Raw genomic sequence first — 23,304 nt, forward strand, 5'->3', positions numbered from 1 at the left:
CGGGGGGGCTGGGTTTTGTTTATATGCCACGGGGTGGGGGGCCCGCGGGTGGCGCCATGGCCGTTTGGGGGGGGGTTTGGGGGGGGGGGGGGGGGGCCGGGGGGGGGGGGGGCCCGGCCGTGCACCCCCCGCCGTATCGGTGAGTGACGGGATGGGTGGAGCGCACTCACCGACCCGGGATCGCGGCCCGGTGCACCCTCTGGTGCACCCCCGGCAACGCAAAAGCCCCTGACCACTTTGCGTTTCCGCTGGTCAGGGGCTTGAGCCTCTGGGGTGAGTGACGGGACTTGAACCCGCGACTTCTTGGACCACAACCAAGTGCTCTACCGACTGAGCTACACCCACCATGTCCGCCGGGCCTCTCGGCCCTGCGTACGTATGTCATCCTAGCGGACTCCGGGGAGTGCTTCGATCACTTTTCCGAGGAGGGCCGGGCGAGAGCCGCGTCACGCGCCTTGAAGCCCGTACCGCCCTCGACGGTCTCGGCGGCGATGGCGCGGGCGGTGGCGGAGTCCGGGCCGGGATCGGCGACGAAGGCGGCGGCGCGGAAGTAGCGCAGCTCTCTGATGCTCTCGGTGATGTCGGCGAGCGCCCGGTGGCCGCCGTTCTTCTCCGGGCTCGCGTAGTACACGCGCGGGTACCAGCGGCGCAGTAGCTCCTTGATGGAGGAGACGTCGACCATCCGGTAGTGCAGGAACTCGTCGATGCGCTTCATGTCGCGGGCCAGGAAGGTGCGGTCGGTGGCGATGGAGTTCCCGCACAGGGGCGCCTTGCCCGGCTCGGACACGTACCGGCGGATGTGCTCCAGGACGCGGTCCTCGGCCTCCTGCAGGGTCACGCCCTTGTCGAGCTCCTCCAGCAGGCCCGAGGTGGTGTGCATGTTCCGGACGAAGTCGCCCATCCGGTCCAACGTCGACTGCGGGGGTTTGATGACGATGTCGACACCCTCGTCGAGGATGTTGAGTTCGCTGTCGGTGATGAGACAGGCCACCTCGATCAACGCGTCGTTCTCGAAGTCGAGGCCGGTCATCTCGCAGTCGATCCACACCAAGCTGTCGTTCATACCGGTCAGCTTAGGGGTTTCGGGCCGTGAATCGGACGACGGGCGGGGTGCCGGGTCCTGTGACCCGACACCCCGCGCGCGTTTCACCCGGAGCCGTTCGCTCCGGTCAGTCCCAGACGAACGGGTCGGACATCCCCGGAGGGTTACCGAGGTCGAAGATGGCGTACATCCAGTCCCACACGTCCCAGAACTGCAGGTAGCCCAGGGCGAGGACGACCAGGATGATCAGCGCGAGGAAGAAGCAGCCGCACCCACAGCCACCCTTCTTCTTCCTTTTCTGCTGCGGTGGTCGACCGTACGGGTTGCCGTGCGAGCCGGGCGGGGGGTTGTGACCCCACTGCGGACCACCCGGGGGAGGACCACCGGGGCCGGGAGGCCGCCCCGGACCACCGGGGGCGCCGCCCATGGGGGGCTGTCCCGGAGGCGGACCGTAACCCTGTGGGGGATGGCCGTGCGGCGGCATCGGGGGCTGCCCCGGAGGCGGGCCGAAACGCTGGGGCGGCTGGGCGTACTGCTGGTGAGGCGGCTGCCCCGGGGGCGGGTATCCCGGAGGCGGGAAGCCCGGCGGGGGGTTGTTGGGTCCGGACGGGGGGCGGTGGGGGGCCTGCTGAGCACCCGAGGGGGCCTGTTGGGCGCCGGGCGGCGGTTGATGACCGGGGAAGACGCCGGGCGGTGGGGCGGCGGGGGCGTGTCCCGGCTGGGGTCCCGAGGGCGGCTGCTCGGCGCCGGGTCGGGGCCGGCCCGGGTTCTGCGGGGTCCACTCTGCGGGTGGAGCGCCCGCCGCGGACGCGCCCGCGGGCGGGGCCGGGGTGCCGGGAGCTCCGGGGGCGCCGGGGGTTTCGGCCTCACCAGGGGCGCCGGGGATACCGGGCGTGCCGGGGGGAACGGGGGGAGCGTTCTTGGCGGCCTCCTCTGCGCGCTTACGCTCCTCCTCGGCCCGCTGCCGAGCTTCCTCGGCCTGCTTCTGGGCCTCGGCCTCCTTGCGAACCCGCTCTTCCTCGCGCTTCTTGGCGGCCTCTTCCTCGGCGTGGCGGCGCTGTTCCTTGCGCTCCTCGGAAAGGTCGGCCCAGCCTTCCTTGAGGTTGCCGAAGAACTTGTTGAACTTGCCGCCCTTGCCGTCCTCGGATTCGCCGGAGCCCTGTTCGACACCGCCGGAGAACATCGGGTCGTTGGGGTCGAAGACGGCGGTACCGCCGGGGGCCGGTGCCCCGGCTCCGGGGTCGAACACCGCGGTGCGCGGCGCCTCGCCGACCACGTCCGGGTTGAAGACGGCCGTGCGGGGAACGTCACCGGCCCCGCCGGTGCCGATCTCGTCGGGGTCGAACACGGCGGTGCGCGGTGCCTGGCCGGCGCCGGCATCGTCACCGAGGTCGGCCGTTGGTGTCTCGTCGCCGGTCAGGTCCGCGGTGGGAAGCCCGTCCTCGCCGGTTCGGGGCAGGTCGGAAGGGTTGACCCGGATGGTCGCGCCGGCGTCGCCGCCCGGGGCGTCGACCGGTGCGTGGTCTCTGAAGTCCTGGGCGGCGCCACCGAGGTCCGCGGTGGCCTCGTCGTCCTCGTCCCGACTCCAGGACGGGTCGATCCGCATGGTGCTCGGTTCGTCACCGACGGGCGGGGGCGGCGTGGGGGTGGCGGCCGGCTCCTGCCAGGACGGGTCGATCCGGACGGTTCCCTGCTCGTCGTCGGACCCGGCGGGGGGACCGGGTGTGGGGGAGGCCTGCCGAGCCCATGAGGGGTCGATCCGCATGGTGCTCGGTTCGTCTTCGATCGGAGCGGGCGACGGTGCCGGTGAACCCAGCCGGACCGTGCCTTCCTCTTCGTCATCCGTGGGGGCGGTGCCCCCGTCCTGTCCGCCCAGGTAGGTGGTGGCGGGTTCCTCGTCGGAGCCACCGGCGCCGCTCTGGAGCTCACTCAGTGAACGGGTATGCCGCGTCCACCCCTCGCCGTTCCACCATCTGAGTGTCTGTGCGTCACCCTGCGGGTCCGCGTACCAACCCGGCTCGATAGATCCACCCATGGGCGACAGACTAAGGGGTTTTGGAGCCGTACTTAACCAGTGGTATCCGTTTCTCCGAGAAGGCAAGGAATCGGGGGCCGAAGCCTCGCGGAAAGTACCTAGGTGATCACCGGGAGTTGTGGCTCCTGGTGCGAGCGAGGCATCCCGGAGCCCTTCGGGAACAGGGGCACCCCCTGCCCGCCGGAAGCCCCGGAACCACCACCGGAGAGCAACAGCCCCACGGAGACGGGCCCGGGGGCGGAAGCGACCGAACCCGGTACCTGGTCGTGGCCGAAGTGGCCGCCCCGGGACCAGCACCGCACCGCGGCCTCGACCGTGGCCCCGCCCCCGACGCCCCTGCGTCCGGGAGGTCCGGCCGGCCAGGTCCGGGACACACCCCAGGAGTCCAGCCACCCCAAGAGCGTGGACAGGCCCGTCATGGGGCCGTCGGTGAAGGGCCGCTCCTTCGTGCCCACCACGGCCACCACGAGGCACACGCGCCCCTCGTCGCCGTGGTCCAGGTGGCGACCGAAGATCGCGGTGCCGCCCAGCGCCATCCCCGCGCGGCGGGTGGCGGCGAGCAGCTGGACGACCTCCCCGCTCACCGGGTTCCACACCAGGTGCGTGGTCCGGCCCTCGTGGAGCAGTCGCCGTGCCTCCTCGGCCGCCGACCACACGTGCGGATCGCTGCCGGTGACCGTCCAGACCGCTCGTGGGGCCCCGGCCCCCTTCACCGTGTGGGCGGTCCCGCCGTCGATCCTCTCGGCACCGGGCATCCACGCCTTCGCCATGGCACTCCCATTCGGTCGTACTGCTCGTCGTGCCTGGGGAACCGGGGAGAGAGGGCTTAGGGCGGCCCGGATCCAGGTCTATCCGTGGTACGCCACCGTGGGTGAGAAGTCCATAGCCCTTCGGCGTCCGGTTAGGTTCATGTCACCTTCCGTTCCGCGCACCGAACCCGCGGGACACAGACGTCCGTGGAGAACCCCGGAAGCGCTATGGAGTACTGGAAGGCCCGGTAAGGGACGGTCCGGAACGGTTGTGGTCGGACCGCAACGACCGGGCTCACGTCGGCTCCGCGTCGGGTCCACCACCGGGCAAGACGAAGGGGCCGGGCCGTGGTCTCCACCACGGCCCGGCCCCGGACCCCGTTCGCGCCCCGAGGCGCCCGGGTCACTCCGCTTCTTCCTCGCCCTCCTCGGCGATCCGCAGCGAGAACGCCTGCAGGAAGATCTCACCGATCTCCGTCGGGTCCTCGGTCATGTACGCGGCGCCACCGGTGGCCGCGGCGATCTGCTGCAGCGGCTCCAGGTGCTGAACGTCCGGGCCGAAGGCGATCGTGATGATCGGGATCGGCCGGGAGGGGCTGGACAGCTCGTTGATCTGCTCCAGCAGTTCCTCCAGTTCCATGCCGCCGGGGTTGTCGTTGTCCCCGTCGGTGAGCATCAGGATGACGTTGGTGCTGTCCGGCTGGTAGTTGGTGGACATCTCCTGGTAGGCGGCCAGGTAGGTCTCGTACAGCGCCGTGTCGCCCTGCGGGAGCGGTTGCAGGTTCTGCAGGGACGAGCCGATCACGTCGCGGTGCGTGTTGCCGTTGTCGTCGGTGGCCTGCAGTTCCCGGACGGGGGCGAGCTCCTGGTAGTGGAGGTCGTCGTTGACGTTGGTGGAGAACTCCCACAGACCCAGCTCGGAGGTCTCGGTGAACATCTGCAGACCCTCGCCGGAGGCCGCGGCGGTCACCTGCATACGGGTCAGCCCGGTCCCGGGCACCTCGGCCAGCATCGAACCGGAGACGTCCACGATGGTCAGGACCCGCGAGTCCATCTTCATCTGGGTCCAGGACCGGGTCAGGTCGGTGATGGAACCGTCCGACGGGGCGGCCAGCTCGGTCGGCTCCCCCTCGGCGAACCCGGCGTCGGTGGACAGCACCGAGGGGTCGGATCGGCCCTCGGCGCCACGGAACCCCTCGTCGAGCAGCCGCTGCTGGGCCTCATCGGAGCGCACCGCGGTGCGGAACACCTCGGCGGCGCGGGTGATGTCGCTGTCCTCGCTGCGCACGATGTACGGGAAGTCGAGGAAGTAGGTGCCGTCGTCCAGGTAGCCGGGCTGGGCCGGGTTGTCGCCGTGGGCGGCGTTGTAGCGCCACACCGCCTGCTCCGACATCACCATGACGGGCGGGGAGCTTTCCGTGCCGCCGCTCAGCGCGAGGAACGCGGCGTCCTCGTCGGCGGAGGCGCCCTGGTGCAGGGACTGCAGGGCCGCGGTCATGTGCGCGTTGAAGGTGTCCGCGTCGGAGCTGGACTCCTCCAGCGCCCCCTGCAACAGGTACAGGGTGCCGAGGCCGCTGGAGCTGCGGACCGGGTCGACCACGCGGACGGTGCGACCGCTGTCCTCACCGGGGGCGGCGGTGGGGACCACGTCGGACCAGGTGGTGGGCTCTTCGTCGGCCTCCGCGAACCGGGCGAGCTCGGCCAGGACCAGCGGGGTGCGGGCGACGGAGGTGCCGGTCTCGGTGATGACGGCGTCGCCGGCCTGGCTCTGCACCAGACGGCTCCACAGCGAGGAGTCGGGGATCCACACGTCGGAGTCGGTGTCGCCCATGGTCGCGCCGGAACCGGTGATGCCGTAGGCGACGTTGGCCGAGTCGACCTGGCGCACCTCGGCGCGCACGCAGTTGCCGTCGACGTTGTGGTCCTCGGCGTTGAAGTCGCTCGCGACGTCGGTCAGGGCGGGGCCCAGTTCGGGGCTGACCGCGATGTCCAGTTCGATGTCGGAACCGCCGCAGCCGCCCTGCTTGCCGAACATGTACACGCCCGCGACGGCGAGACCGACGACGATCACCATCGCGGCGGCCAGAGCGACGAACGCCCCGCCACGGCCACGACGGCGTCTGCTTCGGCCGGAGGGTTCTTCTGCGTATTTTCCGCGGTGACGTCCCACAGCTTTCCTCACGGGGTGGTGTACGGACGGATCTCGTACAGGGGGATGATCGGGTACGGGGATAGGGGGTACGGGTCAATCCGTACTTACCGGTTCGGCTCGGGGCGAGGCGAACTTATGAGTGTTACTGGTGGGAACCGTACTCAAAGCCTCAGACCGAGTGAATGGGGGCCGGCTCCCCGACAGGGGAGACGGGTCGTGGTCCGGTGGTGGGAAACCGGGGCATATCGGCAGTCACCTTGGGGAATCCGATCGGGCCGGTTCCCCGAGGTCGCTCGGGAACCGGTCCGACCGAAACGCGATTCCGATATTCAATCGAGACCACCGGTGTCGGTGTGGCCGTTCGACTTGCCGGGTACCCGATCCGCCGACCACCGGGTCGGCCGATCAGTTGTCGCAGTTGGGCACGCACAGGCGGCGCGAGATCGAGCTGAGGAAGAAGTCGCCGATCTCCGCCGGGTCCTCGGTGACGAACGACGAACCACTCGTGGCCCGCGCGATCTGCGCCAGCTCCTGCTCCTCGGCCTGGTCGCCGAAGCCGATGATGAACATCGTGACCGGACGCTCCGGGTCGAAGCGGTCCTGTAGGGCGGCCACCAGTTCGTCGTGGGAGATCTCGCTGGAACCCTCGTCCTGACCGGCGGTCAGCAGGATGACGCTGTTGATCTTGTCCTCGTGGAAGCCGTCCTGAACCTCGTCGTAGGCGGCCAGGATGTTGTCGTACAGGCGCGAGTCGCCGCCCTGTGTCTCCAGGTCCTCGGCGACCGCGCTCATCTCCTGGCGGCGCGTCACGTCCCCGTCGTCGGCCTGGCCCAAGGGGTGCATCTCCGCGGCCTCCTCACGACCGCTCTCGCCGTATCGGTCGGACATCAGCCACAGGCCCATGTCGGTCTCGTCCGGGAACAGCGACAGGCCCAGGAGCGCGGCCTGCTTGGCGACCTCGATCCGCGCGGGGCCGCCGTTGAGGTCCTCGGACATGTTCTGGGACGCGTCGGCCAGCACCAACGTGCGGCTGGGCATCGAGAGCCGGTTCCAGTCGGTGACCGAGGCCAGCAGGGCGTCGCCGGTCAGCTCCTCGTGCGTGGGCGGGGCCGCCGCCTCGATGCCGGGCTGGGCGGCCAGCACCGAGGACGCCTCACCGTTCGGGTCGCGGAAACCCAGCTCGCGCAGTTGACCGCGGTAGGCGTCGGTGCCGACCACCTGGTAGAGGTCGGCGGCGGCCGACCGCAGCGCGGATTCCTCGGTGACGGTCACGTAGGGGTAGTCCAGGCCGACGGTGCCGTCCTCGACATAGTGCGCCCGCAACTCGGGCGCGGAGTCGGCGCGGCGCAGGTTGTAGGAGACCACCGCCTGTTCGGGCACCGCGATGACCGGGTCCTGCCGGTCCTGTGAGGCGGTCGAACCGGTGAACACGGTGGTCAGGTCCAACTCACCGAAGGCCGAGTCCATCTGGACCTCGCGGACGAAGTCGGTCATGGCGGTGTCGGCGTCGTCGCCGGTGCCCAGGTGTTCACGGATCGCGTGCATCACCGTCATGCCGTCGGCGCCGCGGTTGGGGTCGACCATCACCACGGGCCGGTCGGGGTCGCGTTCCCCGGGCAACAGCATGGTCCAGTCGGCCTCGTCCTGGTCGGGCATGCCCTCGGTGTCCGGTGGGGCGGCCAGCACCACGGGGGAGCTGGCCAGCGAGGGCGGGTCGGTCTCGATGCCGTGCGCGCCGCCCGCCGACACCCGGGCCAGTTCCACCCAGGCCGAGGATTCGGGGATCCACACGTGCGGGGTGATGCTCGATTCGCCCAGCTGGTTGCCGGACAGCGCGTCCATGATCCGGTGCGGGGCGATCTCGTCGACCTGCGCGTACACGCACACGTCGCCGTAGCGGGGTTCGTCGGAGTTGAACTCCGTGGCGGCCTCGCGCAGCACGGGAGCGACGCTCTGGGTCGTGGACACCCGCAGGTAACGGGTGTCGCCGCAACCGAGGACGTTCATGCCGACGGGGACGGCGATGGCCGCGACGGCGATGAGGGCGACGACGATCGCGGTGATCCCCATCGGCGACCGCACCGCCTTGCGCGAGGTGGTGACGGCCGGGGAGGGAAGTCGATGGCGTCCAGTGGACACGGGCACTCCGGGGGTGGGACTGGTCGTCCGGCGCCCGGTCGCCGGGGCCGGCTCGTGTGGCGGTCGCCGGGTGCGGTTCCCGGCACCCGCGGAAGGTTCGTGGGGTGAACCGTTCTCGCGCGGGCTGCGTCCTAATATGTGCGAGGACGACCGTAGGCCGCGAAACGAACGATTCCTCCCCCGGACCTTACTGGCAGGTAATGCGAGAGTGGAAGGGTGGGGGTGGTGCCGCTCACATCGGTACCGGGTCAAGGTGCTCCTTGACCGCTTCGTTACGGCGCTCCTCAAGATGTACTTCCGACTCCCCGCTACCATTGGCCCCCGGTATTCGCTTGACCGATACTTGACGTCCGATCGGCGCAAGCCCCACCAAGACGGGGCCCGGCCCGCGTGGACGCCCCCGCGACCATTCGACCCCCGAGGGTTTTGGCATGTCCCATTCGCACAGTGACCGACGGAACCGAGGCAACCTCGGCTCCATGATCCTCGCCGGTGCCTGCTGCACCGGTGCGGTGACCTACGCCGTGTTCGTGGGCCCATCGATGCTGCCGCCCCAGGACGTGGAGGCCACCAACGCGACCAGCCCCGAGGTGCTGAGCAGCGTCATCGAGCCGGACCCCGAGGAGCCCGTGCTCTCCGGCCCGATCGGAACGTTGCGGGTGCAGGTCACCGACCGACACCACGCCTGGGTACAGACGCTGGAGTGCACCGGGGACCTGGACAAGGACCCGGCGGCCTGCACCGCGATGGCCGAGGTCGCCGCCGGAATGGCCGAGGACCCCACCATCACCGAGCCCCCCGCCGAGGAGGCCGAGGAAGAGGACTCCGGGTCCGAGGGCTCCGAGAAGCCCGTGGGCCACCCGCTGTTCGCCGAGATCAGCGACGGCACCGTGTGCACCGACAAGGTCTACGGCCCCCAGCAGGCCGGTATCGAGGGCGTTTGGGAGGGGCGCGAGATCGACACCTCCCTGACCCGCCGCGGCTCCTGCGAGGAGGCCCGCTGGCAGCGCCTGATTCCCCTCACCGAACGGTTCGAGACCGAGCAGTAGGCGCGATAATCGGTGACCATGGATGTCATCAGGGTCAGTGACCCCACCGACCCGCGCCTGGCCGACTACACCCGTCTGCGCGACGTCAACCTGCGCCGTCACCTGGAGGCCGAGCACGGCCTGTTCATGGCCGAGGGCGACAAGGTGATCCGCCGCGCCGCCACCGCCGGGTACACGCCGCGCAGCTTCCTGCTGACCGAACGGCGGGCCCGGGCCCTCGACGACGTCGTGGCCACCACCGAGGCGCCGCTGTACGTCGTCAGCGAGGAGACCGCTGAACGCCTCGTCGGATTCGACCTGCACCGCGGCGCCCTGGCCGCCTACCACCGCAAGCCCCTGCCGGAGCTGGGCGAGGTGCTCGCCCAGGCGCGCGCCATCGTGGTGTTGGAGGACCTGGTCGACCACACCAACGTCGGCGCGATCTTCCGCAGCGCCGCCGGGCTGGGGGTGGACGCGGTCGTCCTCGCGCCCCGCTGCGCGGACCCGCTGTACCGACGTTCGGTAAAGGTCTCCATGGGCGCGGTCTTCACCCTGCCCCACACCCGCATGGACGACTGGTACGGCGGGTTGGACACCCTGCGCGAGTCAGGGTTCGACCTCATGGCGCTCACCCCGGGGGAGGGGTCCGTGCCGATGGGGGAGGCGATGGACCGCCTCGCGCCCGACGCCAAGGTGGGGTTGTTGTTGGGGACCGAGGGCGACGGGTTGTCCTCGCGCTGGTTGGAGCGGGCCACCTCACGCGTGCACATCCCGATGACCGACCGCGACGTCGACTCCCTCAACGTCACCGCGGCCGCCGCCATCGCCTGTTACGAGCTCGGACGTCCCCGGTGAGCCTCGGCCGACGCGGCGCTAGGGTGGCGCCTGACACGGACGGCCACGGCAGGGAGGACGCACGACATGGGCGGCCGAGCACTGGTGCAGTGGGAGCAGAACCGGGACAACGCGCCCGACGGGCTCCACGTCGATCTCTACGCGGGAGGACCGGCACCGGCGGAAACGAAGGAGGTCACCTTCTACCAGGTGCCCTACGCCCCCTCCACCCAGGGAGTGGACGAACGGCTGGAGATCATCGATCGGATGCCGCGGCTGCGCGTCCTGCAACTGGTCTCCGCCGGCTACGACCAGGTACTGGGACTGATTCCCGACCACGTCACCCTGTGCAACGGGCGGGGGCTGCACGACGCCGCCACCGCCGAACACGCGCTCGCGCTCATCCTCGCCGCCCAACGCGAACTACCTCGTTGGGCCATCGACCAGCGCGAACACCGGTGGGCTCCCGCGCCCCAGCGGTCACTGGCGGACTCCCGGGTGATGATCGTCGGCTACGGCAGCATCGGTAAGGCCATCGAACGGCGGCTGCTGCCGTTCGAGACCGAGGTGGTGCGGGTGGCGAGCCGCCCTCGCCCGGAGGAGGACGTCCACTGCGTCGAGGAACTGCCCGCGCTCCTGCCGGGAGTCGACATCGTCGTGCTGGTCACCCCGCTCAGCGAGGCCACCCGGGGCCTGTTCGGCACCCGTGAGTTCGCCCTGCTGCGTGACGACGCGCTCGTGGTCAACGTGGGCCGCGGCGCGGTACTCGACACCGACGCCCTGCTCGCCCAGAACGGCCGGGTGCGCGCCGCCCTGGACGTGACCGACCCCGAACCGCTGCCCGTCGACCACCCGCTCTGGGAGGCGCCCGGCGTGTACTTCACCCCGCACGTGGCCGGTGGCTCGACCGCGTTCTATCCGCGGGCACGCGCGTTCATGGACTCCCAACTGGCCCGATGGGCCGCGGGGGAGCCCCTGGCCAACGTCGTCCGCCCCGGCCGTTAGCGCAAAACCGCACCGGGCCCCGCCCTCTCCGGAAACGGCCACGAACGAACACGCGTGGATTCGTCCGATTGTCATACCTGCGGGGAAGGATGTGGGTATGCGGATCGCGGTGGTCGCAGACGGGGAGGGCGGCGGCCGGTTGAGGGAGCTCGACGGCTCCTCACCGGTCGGGCCCGCCCGACGCGTGGCCGACCTCGTCGCCGAGATCCGGGAGATCGAGACGGGTTCCACCGAACCCCCGCGCTGGGTCTGGGCCCGCACCGAGGACGTCTACCCCGAACTGGTCCGGGCCGGGGTGCGGGTGCGCCGCTGCCACGACGTCGAACACACCGAGGCGCTGCTGCTGGGCCACGCCGCCCGCCACTACGAACCCCACTCGCTCGGGGCCGCCTGGGCGCGACTGCGCGACCTTCCGGTGCCCGACGACCCCGTCCGGCCACTGGGGGAGGGCGCCGCCGCCCAACCCGCCCTGTTCGAGGCGGACCGGTCCACCCTGCCACCGGGCACCGACCGGCTCGACGCCCTCGTGGAGGTCCACCGTGACCAGGGCGAACGCATCGGTGAGCTGCTCGCCCCCGATCGCTTCTCCCTGCTGGTGGCGGTGGAGTCGGCCGGGGCCCTGGCCGCGGTGGAGATGAGCCACGACGGACTGCCCTGGCGCCCCGACGAACACGACCGAATCCTCACCGAGCTCCTCGGCCCCCGGCCGACCGGCGGAGGGCGCCCGCGCGTCCTGGCCGACCTGGCCGAACGGATCGGCGAGGTGGTCGGACACGACGTCAACCCCGATTCCCCGGCCCAGGTCATGCGGGCCATGGCGTGGATCGGACATCCGGTCGAGTCCACCCGTTCCTGGGTGCTGGAACGCGTCGACCACCCCGTGGTCCCCCTGCTGCTGCGGTACAAGGAACTCGCCCGGCTGTATTCGGCCAACGGGTGGACCTGGCTGGAGACCTGGGTCAGGGAACTCAAGACGGGGGGAGAGGGCCCGCGGCTGGGTCGTTTCCAACCCGACTACGTGATCGGCGGGGTCGTCTCCGGTCGGTGGGCCACCAGGGGCGGCGGCGCACTGCAGATCCCCAAGGCGGTCCGTGGCGCGGTGCGTTCCGATCCCGGCTGGGTGCTGGTGCGCGCCGACGCGGGCCAACTCGAACCACGTGTCCTGGCCGCGCTCTCCCACGACGACGCCCTCGCGGCGGCCGCGGCCGAGGAGGACCTGTACGCGAGCCTGGCCGACCAGGTGGGCGGGGACCGAGAACGCGCCAAGATCGGCCTGCTCGCCGCCATGTACGGGCAGACGTCCGGAGACGCCGCGCCCCTGCTCGCCACGATGCGCCGCCTCTATCCCCGGGCCCTGGACCACGTCGACGCCGCGGCGCGCACCGGGGAGGGCGGAGGCATCGTCCGTTCCTGGCTGGGGCGCACCTCCCCGCCACCGCGCGGCTGGGCGGCCACGGTCGCCGCGCCGGACGGCGATGGTCGAAGACGCGCCCACGGCCGCTTCACCCGCAACTTCGTCGTGCAGGCCACCGCCGCCGAATGGGCGTTGGTCCTGTTGGCGGCCCTGCGCCAGGAACTACGAGACCATCTTCCGAACATGCCGGAGGGCGGCGGGATCGTCTTCTTCGTGCACGACGAAGTGGTCTTGCACGTGCCCGATGACCTGGCCGAAGAGACCGTCCGAGCCGTCCGCAGAGCCGAGACCCGCACCCGGGAAATCCTCTTCGGTGATTCCCCGGTCCGTTTCCCGTTCGACCTGTCCGTGACGGATCGGTACGACCATCCCTGACCAGGAGCGAAGGCGGCACTCGTTCAGGAAACGGTCATTCGGCGGAAAGGTAGCCGTCCGATATCGGACGGCGTGGACTTCTTGCAAACAAACCCCTGGGCGCCCATTCTTGGATCGGTACACGCAACCAAAGGCCGTGCGCCGCAGCGGTCACCCCCGCCCGCCGCGGTCACAGAAAGGGTGATGACCCCCCGTGCGGAAACGGCTCAGAACATGTGCGGGAACAACGGCCGCTTTCGCGGTCGCCTTCACCGCCTTCGGGGCGACCCCCGCGATGGCCGAACCCGTGGTCGAGGAACGCCCCTCCCTCGCCGACCAGTCGGCCCACGACGTGGCACCCCCCACCGACGCGGAACCCAGCGGGGCCCGACCCCGGTCCCAGGCCCAACAGGACGGTTCGCGCGGCGACGACACCACGGCGGCGGCCTCCCCCGACATCGCGGACGTCGACGAACTCCGCCGCGACACCTACGTCGCGCCCTTCCGTGAAGCGCGCTCGGTCGAGTACATCGCCGTCGCCCCCCGGACGCTGCCCTCCGAGGTCGTCGACGAGATCCGCGGCATCGACGGCGTCGACCACGTCCTGACCGTCGACGCCGCGCGCGTGGAGGTCGACGGCGAGGCCACGTCGGTGATGGGCGTGCAGCCCTCCACCTTCCGCAACCACGCCCCCGAACCCTCCGCCGAGTCCGACGAGATCTGGCAGGGCGTCGCGGAGGGCCACATCGCCCTGTCCAACGACGTGGGCAAGGAACGCGAACTAGAGGTCGGTGGCGAGGTCACCGTCGCCGGCGGCAACGGCGAGGTCCCCATGGAGGTGTGGACGCACGCCACCTCCGGCATCGCCGGGATCGACGCCCTCGTCTCCCGCGACCAGGCCCGAGAACTCGGCATGCCCGAGGGCAACGCCCTGGTGATCTCGGCGGCCGACGCCGACCTGTGGGAGTTGCACGAGGCCCTGGAGGAGGCCCTCGGCGAGGACGCCCAGCTCCAGCTGATCGCCGACGTCCCCGAACCCCTCGACGATGGCGAGGCCGTGCCGACCACGGTCGTCGAACAGGTCATCGCCAACGCCGAGACGCAGTTGGGTGTTCCCTACGTCTGGGGCGGCACCACCCCCGACGTCGGCTTCGACTGCTCCGGTCTGCTCCAGTGGGCCTTCCAGGAGGCGGGGGTGTCGATCCCCCGGGTCACCCACGACCAGTGGAACGCCGGCAGCAAGGTGGAGTGGGACGACCTCGAACGCGGAGACCTGCTGTTCTGGCGTTCGGACCCGACCGCTCCCGACTACATCTCGCACGTGGCCATCTACCTGGGCGACGGACAGATGTTGGAGGCTCCGCGCACCGGCCTGAACGTGCACGTCACGCCGGTCCGGACCAACAACTACGCGGGCGCGGTGCGAGTCCACGCCTGAGCCCTCACCCTTGGGTGACGGGAAGAGCGAACGCCGACCCGGTCGGGCCCCGAGCCCGGCCGGGTCTTCGCTGTCCGAAACCGATCCGACCGCACCGATCGCCGCACCGACCGCGAGAATGACGATGGGCCGTGGTGTCACCGAATCGGTGACACCACGGCCCATCGCTCTCCGAGTCCGAAGAACCGCCGGGAGGGGAAGGCAGATCTCGGTCTGGAGGGGGAACAGGGCCGTCGCTGAGGGAGGGGGAGACAGCGAAACCGACCCTGTCGGGTGGTATGGAGTTGTCGCGGCGCACTCGACCGTATCGTCCGGGAGCGCACCCCGCACAAGGTCTAGATAAGCAGCGACCGGTCGATTTGGCAAGAGGTTGGATCAAGGCATGCATGGTGGTGCAACGGTGCCCTAAGTCCCATCCCGTTCAATCGTGTGCGAATTCCGTACGCTTTCGTCTGCCTTGGATGTCGGGGGTGATCTCCGGGTCGGGGCGGAGCCGCCCCGACCACCTCCGACCAGGCGATCAACGCCCGGCGGCGTACCCCTGGCCCCCTCGGGCGTCGGCGGCGGCGCGCAGTTCACCGGTCTCCGGGTCGCGGGCCACGGCCGCGAGCCGACCCAGCGACCACGGCTCCACGACCCGCACCGTGTGGCCGCGTCGACGCAGCTCCGCGATGGTCTCCTCGCCCACACCCGGCTCGACCACCAGGTCGCCGGACAGCGTCTCCCTCGGGTGGAAGGAGCTGGGGAAGGCGTTGGTGTGGAACATCGGGGTGTCCAGGGCCTCCTGCAGGTCGGTGGCCCCGTTGAGGATCCGCATCAGTGCGGTGGTCGTCCACTGGTCCTGCTGGTCGCCGCCGGGCGTGCCGATGGCCAGCACCGCCTGCCCGTCGTCCCTGGTGACCAGGGTGGGCGACAGGGTGGTGCGGGGGCGCCTGCGCGGGGCCGCCGCGTTGGGCGAGGCCGGGTCGAGCCAGAACATCTGCGCGCGGGTGCCCAGGGGGAAGCCGAGGTCGGGGATGACGGGGGAGCTGCTCAGCCAGCCACCGCTCGGCGTCGCCGAGACCATGTTCCCGTCGGCGTCCACCACGTCGAGGTGGCAGGTGTCCCCGCGCTGGTCGGAGGGGGCGATTCCGGGGGTGTCGCGTACGGTCGGCTCCCCGGTGGTGCGGTCGCCGGGGGTGTCGTCGGCCAGGAACAGCGGTGGGACGAAGGGGGAACGACCACCGGGTGAGCCGGGGCGCAGGTCCATGGCGACACGTGCGTCGTCGACGATTCGGGCGCGTTCGGCGGCGTAGGCCGGGCTCAGGAGCTCCTTGAGGGGCACGTCGGTGTGGTCGGGATCGCCGTACCAGGCCTCGCGGTCGGCGAAGGCGAGCTTGGCGATCTCGGTGACCCGGTGCACGAAGTCGGCGTCGACACCGGCGTCCGCGCCGAAGACCCCGTCCCGGCGCAGGTCGGCGTCCACACCGAGCGCCTCGGCCAGCCGGAGCTGCTGCAACATGGCGGGTCCCTGGCCCCAGGGTCCGGTCTTGTGCACCGTGTGGGCGCCGTGGGTGACGGTGGAGGTGTCCTCGTAGTGGGCGCTCCAGTCGGCCATGTCGGCGGCGGTCAGCAGTCCCTGCTCGGGCTCTCCGCGGCCGTTGGGGACGGGAGCGGCCAAGAAGGCGCCCACGGCCTCGGCGACGAACCCCTGGGCCCAGGAACGGCGGGCCGTCTCGATCTGCGCCTCGCGGTCACCGCCTCCCCGCTCGGCGTCCTCGACGATCCGCCGATAGGTGGCGGCCAGAGCCGGGTTGCGCAGCCGGGAACCGGCGGCGGGGGCGACGCCGTGCGGCAGGTACACGCCGGCCGAACCCGCCCAGTGCTCGGCGAAGACCGGCCTCAGGTTCTCGATCACGGACGCGATGCGCGGCAGGACGGGGTAGCCGCGTTCGGCCAGGCCGACGGCGTGTTCGAGGACCTGGCGGACCGACATCGTGCCGTGGTCGCGCAGCAGCAGCATCCAGGCGTCGAAGGCCCCGGGGACGGTGGCGGCCAGGACACCGCTGCCGGGGATGCGATCCATTCCGGCGAACGCCTCGATGCTCGTGGCGGCGGGGGAGACGCCTTGGCCGCACAGCACCCGCGGCGCGCTGCCCACGGCCTGGAAGATCACCGGGACCTCGCCGCCCGGGCCGTTCAGGTGGGGCTCGACGACCTGCAGGGTGAAGCCGGTGGCCACCGCCGCGTCGAAGGCGTTGCCCCCGCGTTCGAGGACGGACATGCCGGCGGCGCTGGCCAGCCAGTGCGTGGAGGCGACCATGCCGAAGTCGCCGCGCAGCTGAGGTCGTGTGGTGAATCCGGGCATGCGTTCGTCCTCCTGCGGATGGGAAGGCGGGGTGGGGCCGGGCCGGGATGGGGCACGGCGGGGGTCACACCGCGACGGGGGTCGTGCCATCGGGTGGAGACGTCGTCGAACGTGGGTGACGGTACAGCATGGCAGGCCGCGAATGTCGGGGGTTCAGGTGATTCGGGCCCAATGGCCTCAGTTCCGGGTTTCCTTCCCCTCTCTCCCGAAAGGCGACGAGGAAGGTGGTCCCAGGGTGTCCGGTGCGATACGCACGGTGTCGGGGGATGGATTCCGGGTCGAGTTCCGGGGGTGCACGCACGGGGCCGAGGGGGTGTGAGCCGGCGCGGTGGGGTCGCGAGGGGCGGAAAAGGGTCGCCCGGATTTCGCTCCGAGATCGTTCGTGATATGTGCGGGCCGAAAAAGAACCCGGGGCCGGTGGATGCGGGCACCGGCCCCGGGTCGTATCCGTGGCGGGGAGCCTAAGCTCCGCTCGCCGCGCGCCGCCCCGCTCAAGGGGCGCGCTCCGTCAGGAGTTCTCGGCGGGGATGCTCCAGGGCAGGGAGTTCCACAGCTCTTCCCACTCCTCGGCGTCGACCGGGTCCTCGACGTCGACGGAGGCGGCGTCGGCCTCGGCCGCCTCGGGTGCGTCGGAGGAGGCCTTCTCGGCCTCGTCGATCGCGCCGGCCATGGCCTTGTTGGCCTCCTCGACCAGCTCGCCGATCAGATCCGAGACCTCGGAGAGGCCGTCCTCGACCTCGTCGCGCTCCAGGCCGAGGCTCTCGGCGCAGGCGTCGGTCGAGGCGACCTTGTCGTCCTCGTCGCCGTAGTACCAGACGGTGGCCAGGAGACGGTCGAGTTCGGCGTCGTCGAGGTCGCCCCCGCTCACGGCCTGCTCGACGAACTCCTGACTGCCCGGGGCCATCTGCTCTTGGTCCAGCTCGGTGGAGGCGGACTCGAAGTCCACGAAGTGCTCGACCAGGCAGGTCTTGACCTCACGGGAGGTGGGGGCCGCGGGCTGGTCGGCCTCCTGGGTCTCTTCCGCGTCCTCGACCGGGGCCTCGTCGGAGACCTGGTCGACCGGGGCCGCTTCGGTGGCCCCTTCCTCCTCGGCGCCCTCTTCCTGGGTGGGCTCCTCGTCGGTGGCGTCCTCCTCGGGCGCCTCGTTCTCGGGTGTCTGCGGGGTCACGTCTTCCGCGGGGGCCTCTTCCTCCGGAGCGTCCTCCTCGGGGGTGTCCTCTTCCGGCGCCTCGTCCTCGGGAGCTTCCTCTACCGGGGTCTCGTCCGCGGGAGCTTCGTCCGCGGGGGCTTCGTCCTCAGGGACCTCGTCCTTCGGGGTCTCGTCCGTGGGCGCCTCATCCTCAGGGGCCTCGTCCTGGGGAACCTCCTCGGCCTCTTCCTCCACCGCCTCCGGGTCAGCCACCGCGGAGACCGACTCGGCCATCCGGATCAGCTCGTCGCTCTCCCAACGGTCGGGCTGGAGGTGCGTGGTGACCGCGACACCAGGGCTCGCCAGCCAGAACAGGTCGCCGGTCTCCTCGGACAGGTAGGCGCCGTGCTCGAACCCCTCGCTCTCGGGGAGCTCCTCCAGGCTCGAATCCGCGAGGTGGCTGTACCGACTGCCCCTGAGATCGTCCAGTTCCTGGAGATCCTCTGAGCGCAGCACCGAGACCCGGCCGTAGAGCTGGTCGGGTCCCCGGACCCATGAGAGCTGCGAGCGGCTGTTGCCCTGGCGGTCGGTCGTGGAGGCGGCGTTGATCCCGTACCGGTCCAGGCCCGGCGGCAGGTAGGCGATCCGGTGTCCGTCGAGGCTGTAGGAGGAGACCCCTTGACTGACCACGGGCCAGCTGAGCGCCTCGGTTTCCTTGTCGTCCGCCGCGGCCGGGCCGGCGAGGCCCACCAGACCCGACGTGGAGATGGCGGCGGCACTGAACAGCGCGACCCACCTCGTGTGGTGCTTGCGCATGGGAGTTCCTTCCCGTCGACTACTACGTGTGATGATTTCAGGACTCTCGGTAGTTATCGAGAGTATTCGTGGTCAAAAATCAGACATGAAGTAGCCAAATGCATACATAGAGCGAGATTCGTCGGTCCGCTGGTGCAGTCCACCAGAAAATGGGCCGCGGATCACCGACTGCTCCGCGTACGGTCACCGACCGGTCACCAAGCGCGCTCACTCTGAGTGGGCAGTCGGCCAATCCACGCGTACATGGGAGGCCCGGTGCATCAGCGCATCGGTTTCGTTGTCGGAGCAGTCACGTTCTCGATGTCCGTCCTCGCGAGCCCGGCGCTCGCGGCCCCGTCCGCGCTCGTGGGAAGCGATCACGAGCCGATCGAAGTACAGCGCGTCCAGCAGGGCACGGCCACCCCACCACAGCAGACGGCGCCGACGCGCCCGCTCATCGCCGTCTCCCACCGAGGAGCCGCCGGCACCGCGCCGGAGAACACCCTCGCCGCCATCGACGAGGGGCACCGGCTCGGCGCGGAGACCGTGGAGATCGACGTCCAGCTCACCTCGGACGAGGAGATCGTGCTCATGCACGACACCACGTTGGAGCGCACCACCGACGTCACCGAGGTGTTCCCCGACCGGGCGCCCTACGACGTCGGCGACTTCACCCTGGAGGAGATCGAGCGCCTCGACGCCGGTTCCTCCTTCGACGAGGAGTTCGCCGGTGAACCCGTCCCGACCCTGCGCGAGGCCCTCGACCGACTCCAAGAGCACGGGATGAACCTGCTCCTGGAGGTCAAGGAACCCTCCCTGTACCCGGGAATCGAGCACCAGATCTCCGTCGAACTGGCGCGCGGCCCGCACTGGCTGGTGCCCAACGCGCCCGGCGAACCCCACCGACTCGTCGTCCAGAGCTTCGACTGGGAGTCCACCGAACACTCCAAGAGCCTGCTGCCGTCCGTGCCGCACGGCCTGCTCGGACAGGTCCCCAAGGATCGAATCGCCGACTACGACTGGGCGCAGATGATCAACCCCAACCACAACTCCATCGACGCCGACTACGTCGCGGCCGTCCAGGACGCCGGGTTGGAGATCATGCCGTACACGATCAACGAGGCCGACGGGATGCGGCGCGTCCTGGAGATGGGTGTGGACGGTTTCATCACCGACTTCCCCGAGACCGGGCAGCGGGCCATCGCGGAGTTCCTGCAGGGCCGCGCCGACCTGGCCGTCGACGAGGGGCCCCAAGACTCCGAAGAGTCCGTGGAGCTCGCGTCCTGAACCTTCCTGGGAAGGTTCGCCGATGGGATGATCGGTGACGAACCCGCCGGTGTCGGACGGTGCTCGCCGTCCGACACCGGGCCCGGCCACGGAGCGGAGACCACGTGAGTGAACGGCCGACCATCCCCACCGAGTACGTCGACTGGCGCACCAAGGGCCTGTGGTGGCCGGGGGAACCCGTCACCCTCGACGAGTTCGTCGCCCGCAAGGACCATCTCTTCGACGGCCCGTTCACCTGGCCGCTGATGGTGTTGCGCGCCTCGGCCCTGGACCGCAACGTCGCCGCGCTCGCCGACTTCACCCGCGATCGCGGGTTGCTGTTCGCCCCGCACGGCAAGACCGCCATGTCACCCCTGATCACCCGGCGCCAGCTCGACGCGGGCGCTTGGGGGATCACCGCGGCCACCGCGAACCAGGTACTGGACTTCCGCCGGTTCGGGGTCCGCCGGATCCTGCTCGCCAACGAACTGCTCGACCCGAAGGCGTTGCGCTGGGTGGCCGCCGAACTCGACTCCGACCCCGACTTCGAGTTCCTCCTCTACGTCGATTCACCGGAGGGCGTCGCCGTCGCCTCCCAGGCCGTCGCTCCCCACGCCACGCCGCGCGAGGGGGCACGACCGCTCCAGGTGTTGATCGAGCGTGGTGTCCCGGGCGGTCGTACCGGTTGCCGGACCCGAGAGGAGGTACTGGCCGTCGCCCGCGAGGTGGCGAGCGCCCCGGGTCTGGACGTGGCCGGAATCGCCGGTTACGAGGGGCCACTGGGCGACGCCGCGGGCGTACGAGGTTTCCTCGACGACCTCCTCGGTGACGCCGCCGCGCTGGCCGACGCACACGGCCCGACGCGCCCGGTGCTCTCGGTGGGCGGCAGCGCCTGGTTCGACCTGGTCGCGGAAACGCTGGGCGGGCGCGAGGACGTCCTACCGATCCTGCGTAGCGGCGCCTACGTCGCCCACGACGACGGCCTGTACCTGCGCACCACGCCCTACAACCGACTTCCCGAGGGGCCCGAGAGCCTCTCGGGCGCCCTCGAACTGTGGGCGCAGGTCACCTCGACCCCGGAAGAGGGGCTGGCGATCGCCGGCATGGGCCGCCGGGAGGCCAATCACGACCAGGGGTTCCCGATCCCTCGGGTGCTGCGCCGCGCCGATGGCACCGAGGTCCCGGCCGAGGGGGTGGAGGTGTTCGACCTCAACGATCACCACGCCTACCTGAGGGTTCCGAGCGGGTTGGGGGTGCGCCCGGGCGACCTGTTCTCCTTCGGTATCTCCCACCCCTGCACGGCCTTCGACCGGTGGCAGGTGATCCCGGTGGTCGATGACGACGACCGGGTGGTCGACGCGACCGCCACCTACTTCTAGGGCGTGTTCCGTGGATGCTTTCGGTTGGTTCGGCGCTTGCGCCGATCGACGCGAGCGGCCTCCAGGCAATCTCTCGCAAGACGAGGAGCGAAGGTCAGCCCGGGTTTGGCTGTCCGAGCGAAGTCGGCGCAGCGAGAGGCAGCCTGGTGGTCGCGAGCCCGGAATGATCCGCGGAACACGCCCTAGGGGCCTCCGCTCCTCCCCGTGGCGCGGCGGCGCCGGACGGAGGATCGGTGGCTTGGGAAGCAGCGTCCGGTGAGCCGGGATGAGGCTCTCGCGCCGACGATGGCGCGAGAGCCCAAGGATCCTTCAGCCCCAGCCCTGGACGCCGGGGCGGCCGTGCCAGGGGCGGGGGCCGTCCATCGGGCGGTACTCCACGCCCGCAGCGTCCAAGCGGCCGAGGTGATGCAGCAGCCGCGGCTCGAACTCGGCGTAGTCGCGCTCGTTGGTCGACCACACCTTCTCGGCGAACGCCGACAGGCGGGGGAAGACCATGTAGTCCAGACGCCGGGGCGTGTCGATGTGCTCGGTCCACAGGTTCACCTGGGCGCCCAGGACGTGCTCGGCCTCCTTCTCGGTGAGGTCGGCCGGCACGGGGTCGCCGGCGTACACGTCCTCCACCCGCAGCAGGGTGCCCACCGGCACCGGCTCGTCCGGGCTCTCGGACTGCTTGTAGTCCAGGTAGGAGGTGGCGGTGGGGGCCATGATGACGTCGTGTCCGGAGCGGGCGGCGTCGATCCCGCCCTCCTCGCCCCGCCAGGAGAGCACGGTCGCGCCCGGCGCCAGTCCTCCTTCGAGGATCTCGTCCCAGCCCAGCAGACGACGGCCGCGCTTGGTGAGGTGGGCGTCGAGTCGCCGGATGAACCAGCTCTGCAACTCGTCCTCGTCGGCCAGCCCCTCCTCGCGGATGCGCTGTTGGGCGGACTCGCTGTTCTTCCACTGGGTCTTGGGGCACTCGTCCCCGCCCACGTGGATGTAGGGGCTCGGGAACAGTTCGATGAGCTCGTCGAAGACGTTCTCGTAGAACTCGATCACGTGGTCGGTGACGGCCAGCACCTCGTCGAAGATGCCCCATCGGGTCCCCACCGGGATCTCGCCGACCTCGCCCAGCTCGGGGTAGGCGTGGATGGCGGCCTGGGAGTGGCCGGGCACGTCGATCTCCGGGACCACCGTGATGTGTCGCGCGGCGGCGTAGGCGACGATCTCGCGGATGTCGTCCTGGGTGAGGAAACCACCGTGCGGGCGCCCGTCGAACACCGGCGGCTTGGTCATGCCGACCTGGCTCTCGGTGCGCCAGGAACCCTTCTCGGTCAGCTTCGGGTAGCGGCGGATCTCGACCCGCCAGCCCTGGTCGTCGGTCAGGTGCAGGTGCAGCACGTTGAGTTTGTGCATCGCGAGGAGGTCGACGAACCGGAGGATCTCGCGTTTGGGCACGAAGTGTCGGGCGATGTCGAGCATGGCCCCGCGCCAGCGGAAGCGGGGGGAGTCGGTGACGCGCACGCAGGGCAGCCTCCACCTGCCGGTGGCCTCGCCCACGGGCGCGTCGCGGTAGGCGTCGACGGGCAGGAGTTGGCGCAGGGTCTGCGCCCCGTAGAAGACACCGGCGGGGTCGTGGCCGACGACGATGGCGCCCGCGGCGTCCACGATCAAGCGGTAGCCCTCCTCGCCCAGCCCGGCGGTGGGGTCCACGCTCAGTCGGATCCGCGCGTCCTGCTCGTGACCGACGGACAGGGGAAGCCCGGTCGCGGTGCCGAGTTCACGCCGCAGCCAGGTCAAGGTCGGGCCGGCGGCCTGGTCCGCGGAGATGTGGGTGTCGGTGTCGAGTACCAGGCCCTCCGGTCCGTCGGTGGTGACCTCGACGGGGCGGGGGAGGAGGGAGACGGGGGAGTTGCGGGGGTTGTCAGGCACGAGGCACTGCTCCTATCCGGTCTAGACCACTATCGGACATCCTGTCACGAATCCTCGCCGTGCCCCAAGGGTTCGGCGCCGAAAGGTCCCATAAATGATGCGGTGACGGATCCCCATACCGACTTTTGACCCGTGCGGACTCTTAGGGCACGGGCGATTGCGGCAGACGTAGGGACGAGGGGGCCGATGAACGCATCGCCGGAACGACAAGGCCCGCGGTCTACGGAAGGTGGGGGGCGCACCTATGGGGAGGGAGGGCCTGTACCACCTCCAAGACGGGGGTCGTCCTT

At 70.5% G+C, this 23,304-nt stretch carries 15 protein-coding genes and 1 tRNA gene; 7 read left to right on the forward strand and 9 right to left on the reverse strand.

Annotated features, from left to right (window positions below; genetic code table 11):
• Positions 1 to 269 precede the first annotated feature (269 nt).
• The 6 genes from ACWGSK_RS12200 to ACWGSK_RS12225 form a co-directional block, all read right to left on the reverse strand.
• A tRNA-His gene (locus ACWGSK_RS12200) sits at positions 270 to 345 on the reverse strand.
• 67 nt (positions 346 to 412) lie between these two features.
• Positions 413 to 1,063: an oligoribonuclease gene (gene orn, locus ACWGSK_RS12205; protein ID WP_358507436.1), complete on the reverse strand. Its 651-nt coding sequence runs from the start codon at positions 1,061 to 1,063 to the stop codon at positions 413 to 415.
• Positions 1,064 to 1,169: 106 nt separating this feature from the next.
• Positions 1,170 to 3,077 (reverse strand): DUF2510 domain-containing protein, encoded by a 1,908-nt coding sequence (locus tag ACWGSK_RS12210; RefSeq protein ID WP_452455836.1) that lies wholly within the window; start codon positions 3,075 to 3,077, stop codon positions 1,170 to 1,172.
• A gap of 98 nt (positions 3,078 to 3,175) precedes the next feature.
• Positions 3,176 to 3,847: a hypothetical protein gene (locus ACWGSK_RS12215; protein WP_452455837.1), complete on the reverse strand. Its 672-nt coding sequence runs from the start codon at positions 3,845 to 3,847 to the stop codon at positions 3,176 to 3,178.
• Positions 3,848 to 4,229: 382 nt separating this feature from the next.
• Entirely contained in the window at positions 4,230 to 5,996 is a 1,767-nt protein-coding gene (locus ACWGSK_RS12220; protein WP_358507442.1) for a substrate-binding and VWA domain-containing protein, read from the reverse strand.
• A gap of 387 nt (positions 5,997 to 6,383) precedes the next feature.
• Positions 6,384 to 8,117 carry a substrate-binding domain-containing protein gene (locus ACWGSK_RS12225; protein WP_452455838.1) on the reverse strand — a complete coding sequence of 578 codons (1,734 nt, stop codon included), beginning with the start codon at positions 8,115 to 8,117 and terminating at the stop codon, positions 6,384 to 6,386.
• A gap of 431 nt (positions 8,118 to 8,548) precedes the next feature.
• Between ACWGSK_RS12225 and ACWGSK_RS12230 the strand changes: the two genes are divergently transcribed.
• From ACWGSK_RS12230 to ACWGSK_RS12250, 5 genes are all read left to right on the forward strand, one after another.
• Positions 8,549 to 9,166: a hypothetical protein gene (locus ACWGSK_RS12230; protein ID WP_358507446.1), complete on the forward strand. Its 618-nt coding sequence runs from the start codon at positions 8,549 to 8,551 to the stop codon at positions 9,164 to 9,166.
• A gap of 18 nt (positions 9,167 to 9,184) precedes the next feature.
• A complete protein-coding gene (locus ACWGSK_RS12235; RefSeq protein ID WP_452455839.1) occupies positions 9,185 to 10,000 on the forward strand; it encodes a TrmH family RNA methyltransferase in 816 nt (271 codons plus the stop codon).
• Positions 10,001 to 10,066: 66 nt separating this feature from the next.
• Positions 10,067 to 10,984, forward strand: coding sequence for a 2-hydroxyacid dehydrogenase (locus ACWGSK_RS12240; RefSeq protein WP_358508891.1), 918 nt, complete (start codon positions 10,067 to 10,069; stop codon positions 10,982 to 10,984).
• 97 nt (positions 10,985 to 11,081) lie between these two features.
• Positions 11,082 to 12,773 carry a bifunctional 3'-5' exonuclease/DNA polymerase gene (locus ACWGSK_RS12245; RefSeq protein WP_358508893.1) on the forward strand — a complete coding sequence of 564 codons (1,692 nt, stop codon included), beginning with the start codon at positions 11,082 to 11,084 and terminating at the stop codon, positions 12,771 to 12,773.
• Positions 12,774 to 12,966: 193 nt separating this feature from the next.
• Complete coding sequence (locus tag ACWGSK_RS12250; protein ID WP_358508894.1) at positions 12,967 to 14,190, forward strand: C40 family peptidase; 1,224 nt, start codon at positions 12,967 to 12,969, stop codon at positions 14,188 to 14,190.
• Between the two features lie 520 nt (positions 14,191 to 14,710).
• Here the strand turns inward: ACWGSK_RS12250 and ACWGSK_RS12255 are convergent.
• The gene (locus ACWGSK_RS12255; RefSeq protein WP_452455840.1) at positions 14,711 to 16,537 is read right to left on the reverse strand and encodes a gamma-glutamyltransferase family protein; all 1,827 of its coding nucleotides are present in this window, start codon (positions 16,535 to 16,537) and stop codon (positions 14,711 to 14,713) included.
• 508 nt (positions 16,538 to 17,045) lie between these two features.
• The gene (locus tag ACWGSK_RS12260; protein WP_452455841.1) at positions 17,046 to 18,482 is read right to left on the reverse strand and encodes a hypothetical protein; all 1,437 of its coding nucleotides are present in this window, start codon (positions 18,480 to 18,482) and stop codon (positions 17,046 to 17,048) included.
• A 300-nt stretch (positions 18,483 to 18,782) separates the two neighbouring features.
• Between ACWGSK_RS12260 and ACWGSK_RS12265 the strand changes: the two genes are divergently transcribed.
• Both ACWGSK_RS12265 and ACWGSK_RS12270 read left to right on the forward strand, forming a co-directional pair.
• Positions 18,783 to 19,748 carry a glycerophosphodiester phosphodiesterase gene (locus tag ACWGSK_RS12265; RefSeq protein WP_358508900.1) on the forward strand — a complete coding sequence of 322 codons (966 nt, stop codon included), beginning with the start codon at positions 18,783 to 18,785 and terminating at the stop codon, positions 19,746 to 19,748.
• Positions 19,749 to 19,852: 104 nt separating this feature from the next.
• On the forward strand, positions 19,853 to 21,106 hold the full coding sequence (locus tag ACWGSK_RS12270) for an alanine racemase (RefSeq protein ID WP_358508902.1): 1,254 nt from the start codon (positions 19,853 to 19,855) through the stop codon (positions 21,104 to 21,106).
• A gap of 309 nt (positions 21,107 to 21,415) precedes the next feature.
• Here ACWGSK_RS12270 and ACWGSK_RS12275 read toward each other — a convergent pair whose 3' ends face one another.
• The gene (locus ACWGSK_RS12275; RefSeq protein WP_358508904.1) at positions 21,416 to 23,014 is read right to left on the reverse strand and encodes a beta-N-acetylhexosaminidase; all 1,599 of its coding nucleotides are present in this window, start codon (positions 23,012 to 23,014) and stop codon (positions 21,416 to 21,418) included.
• Between the last annotated feature and the right edge of the window lie 290 nt (positions 23,015 to 23,304).

The sequence above is a fragment of the Nocardiopsis sp. NPDC055551 genome (genome assembly GCF_053619415.1).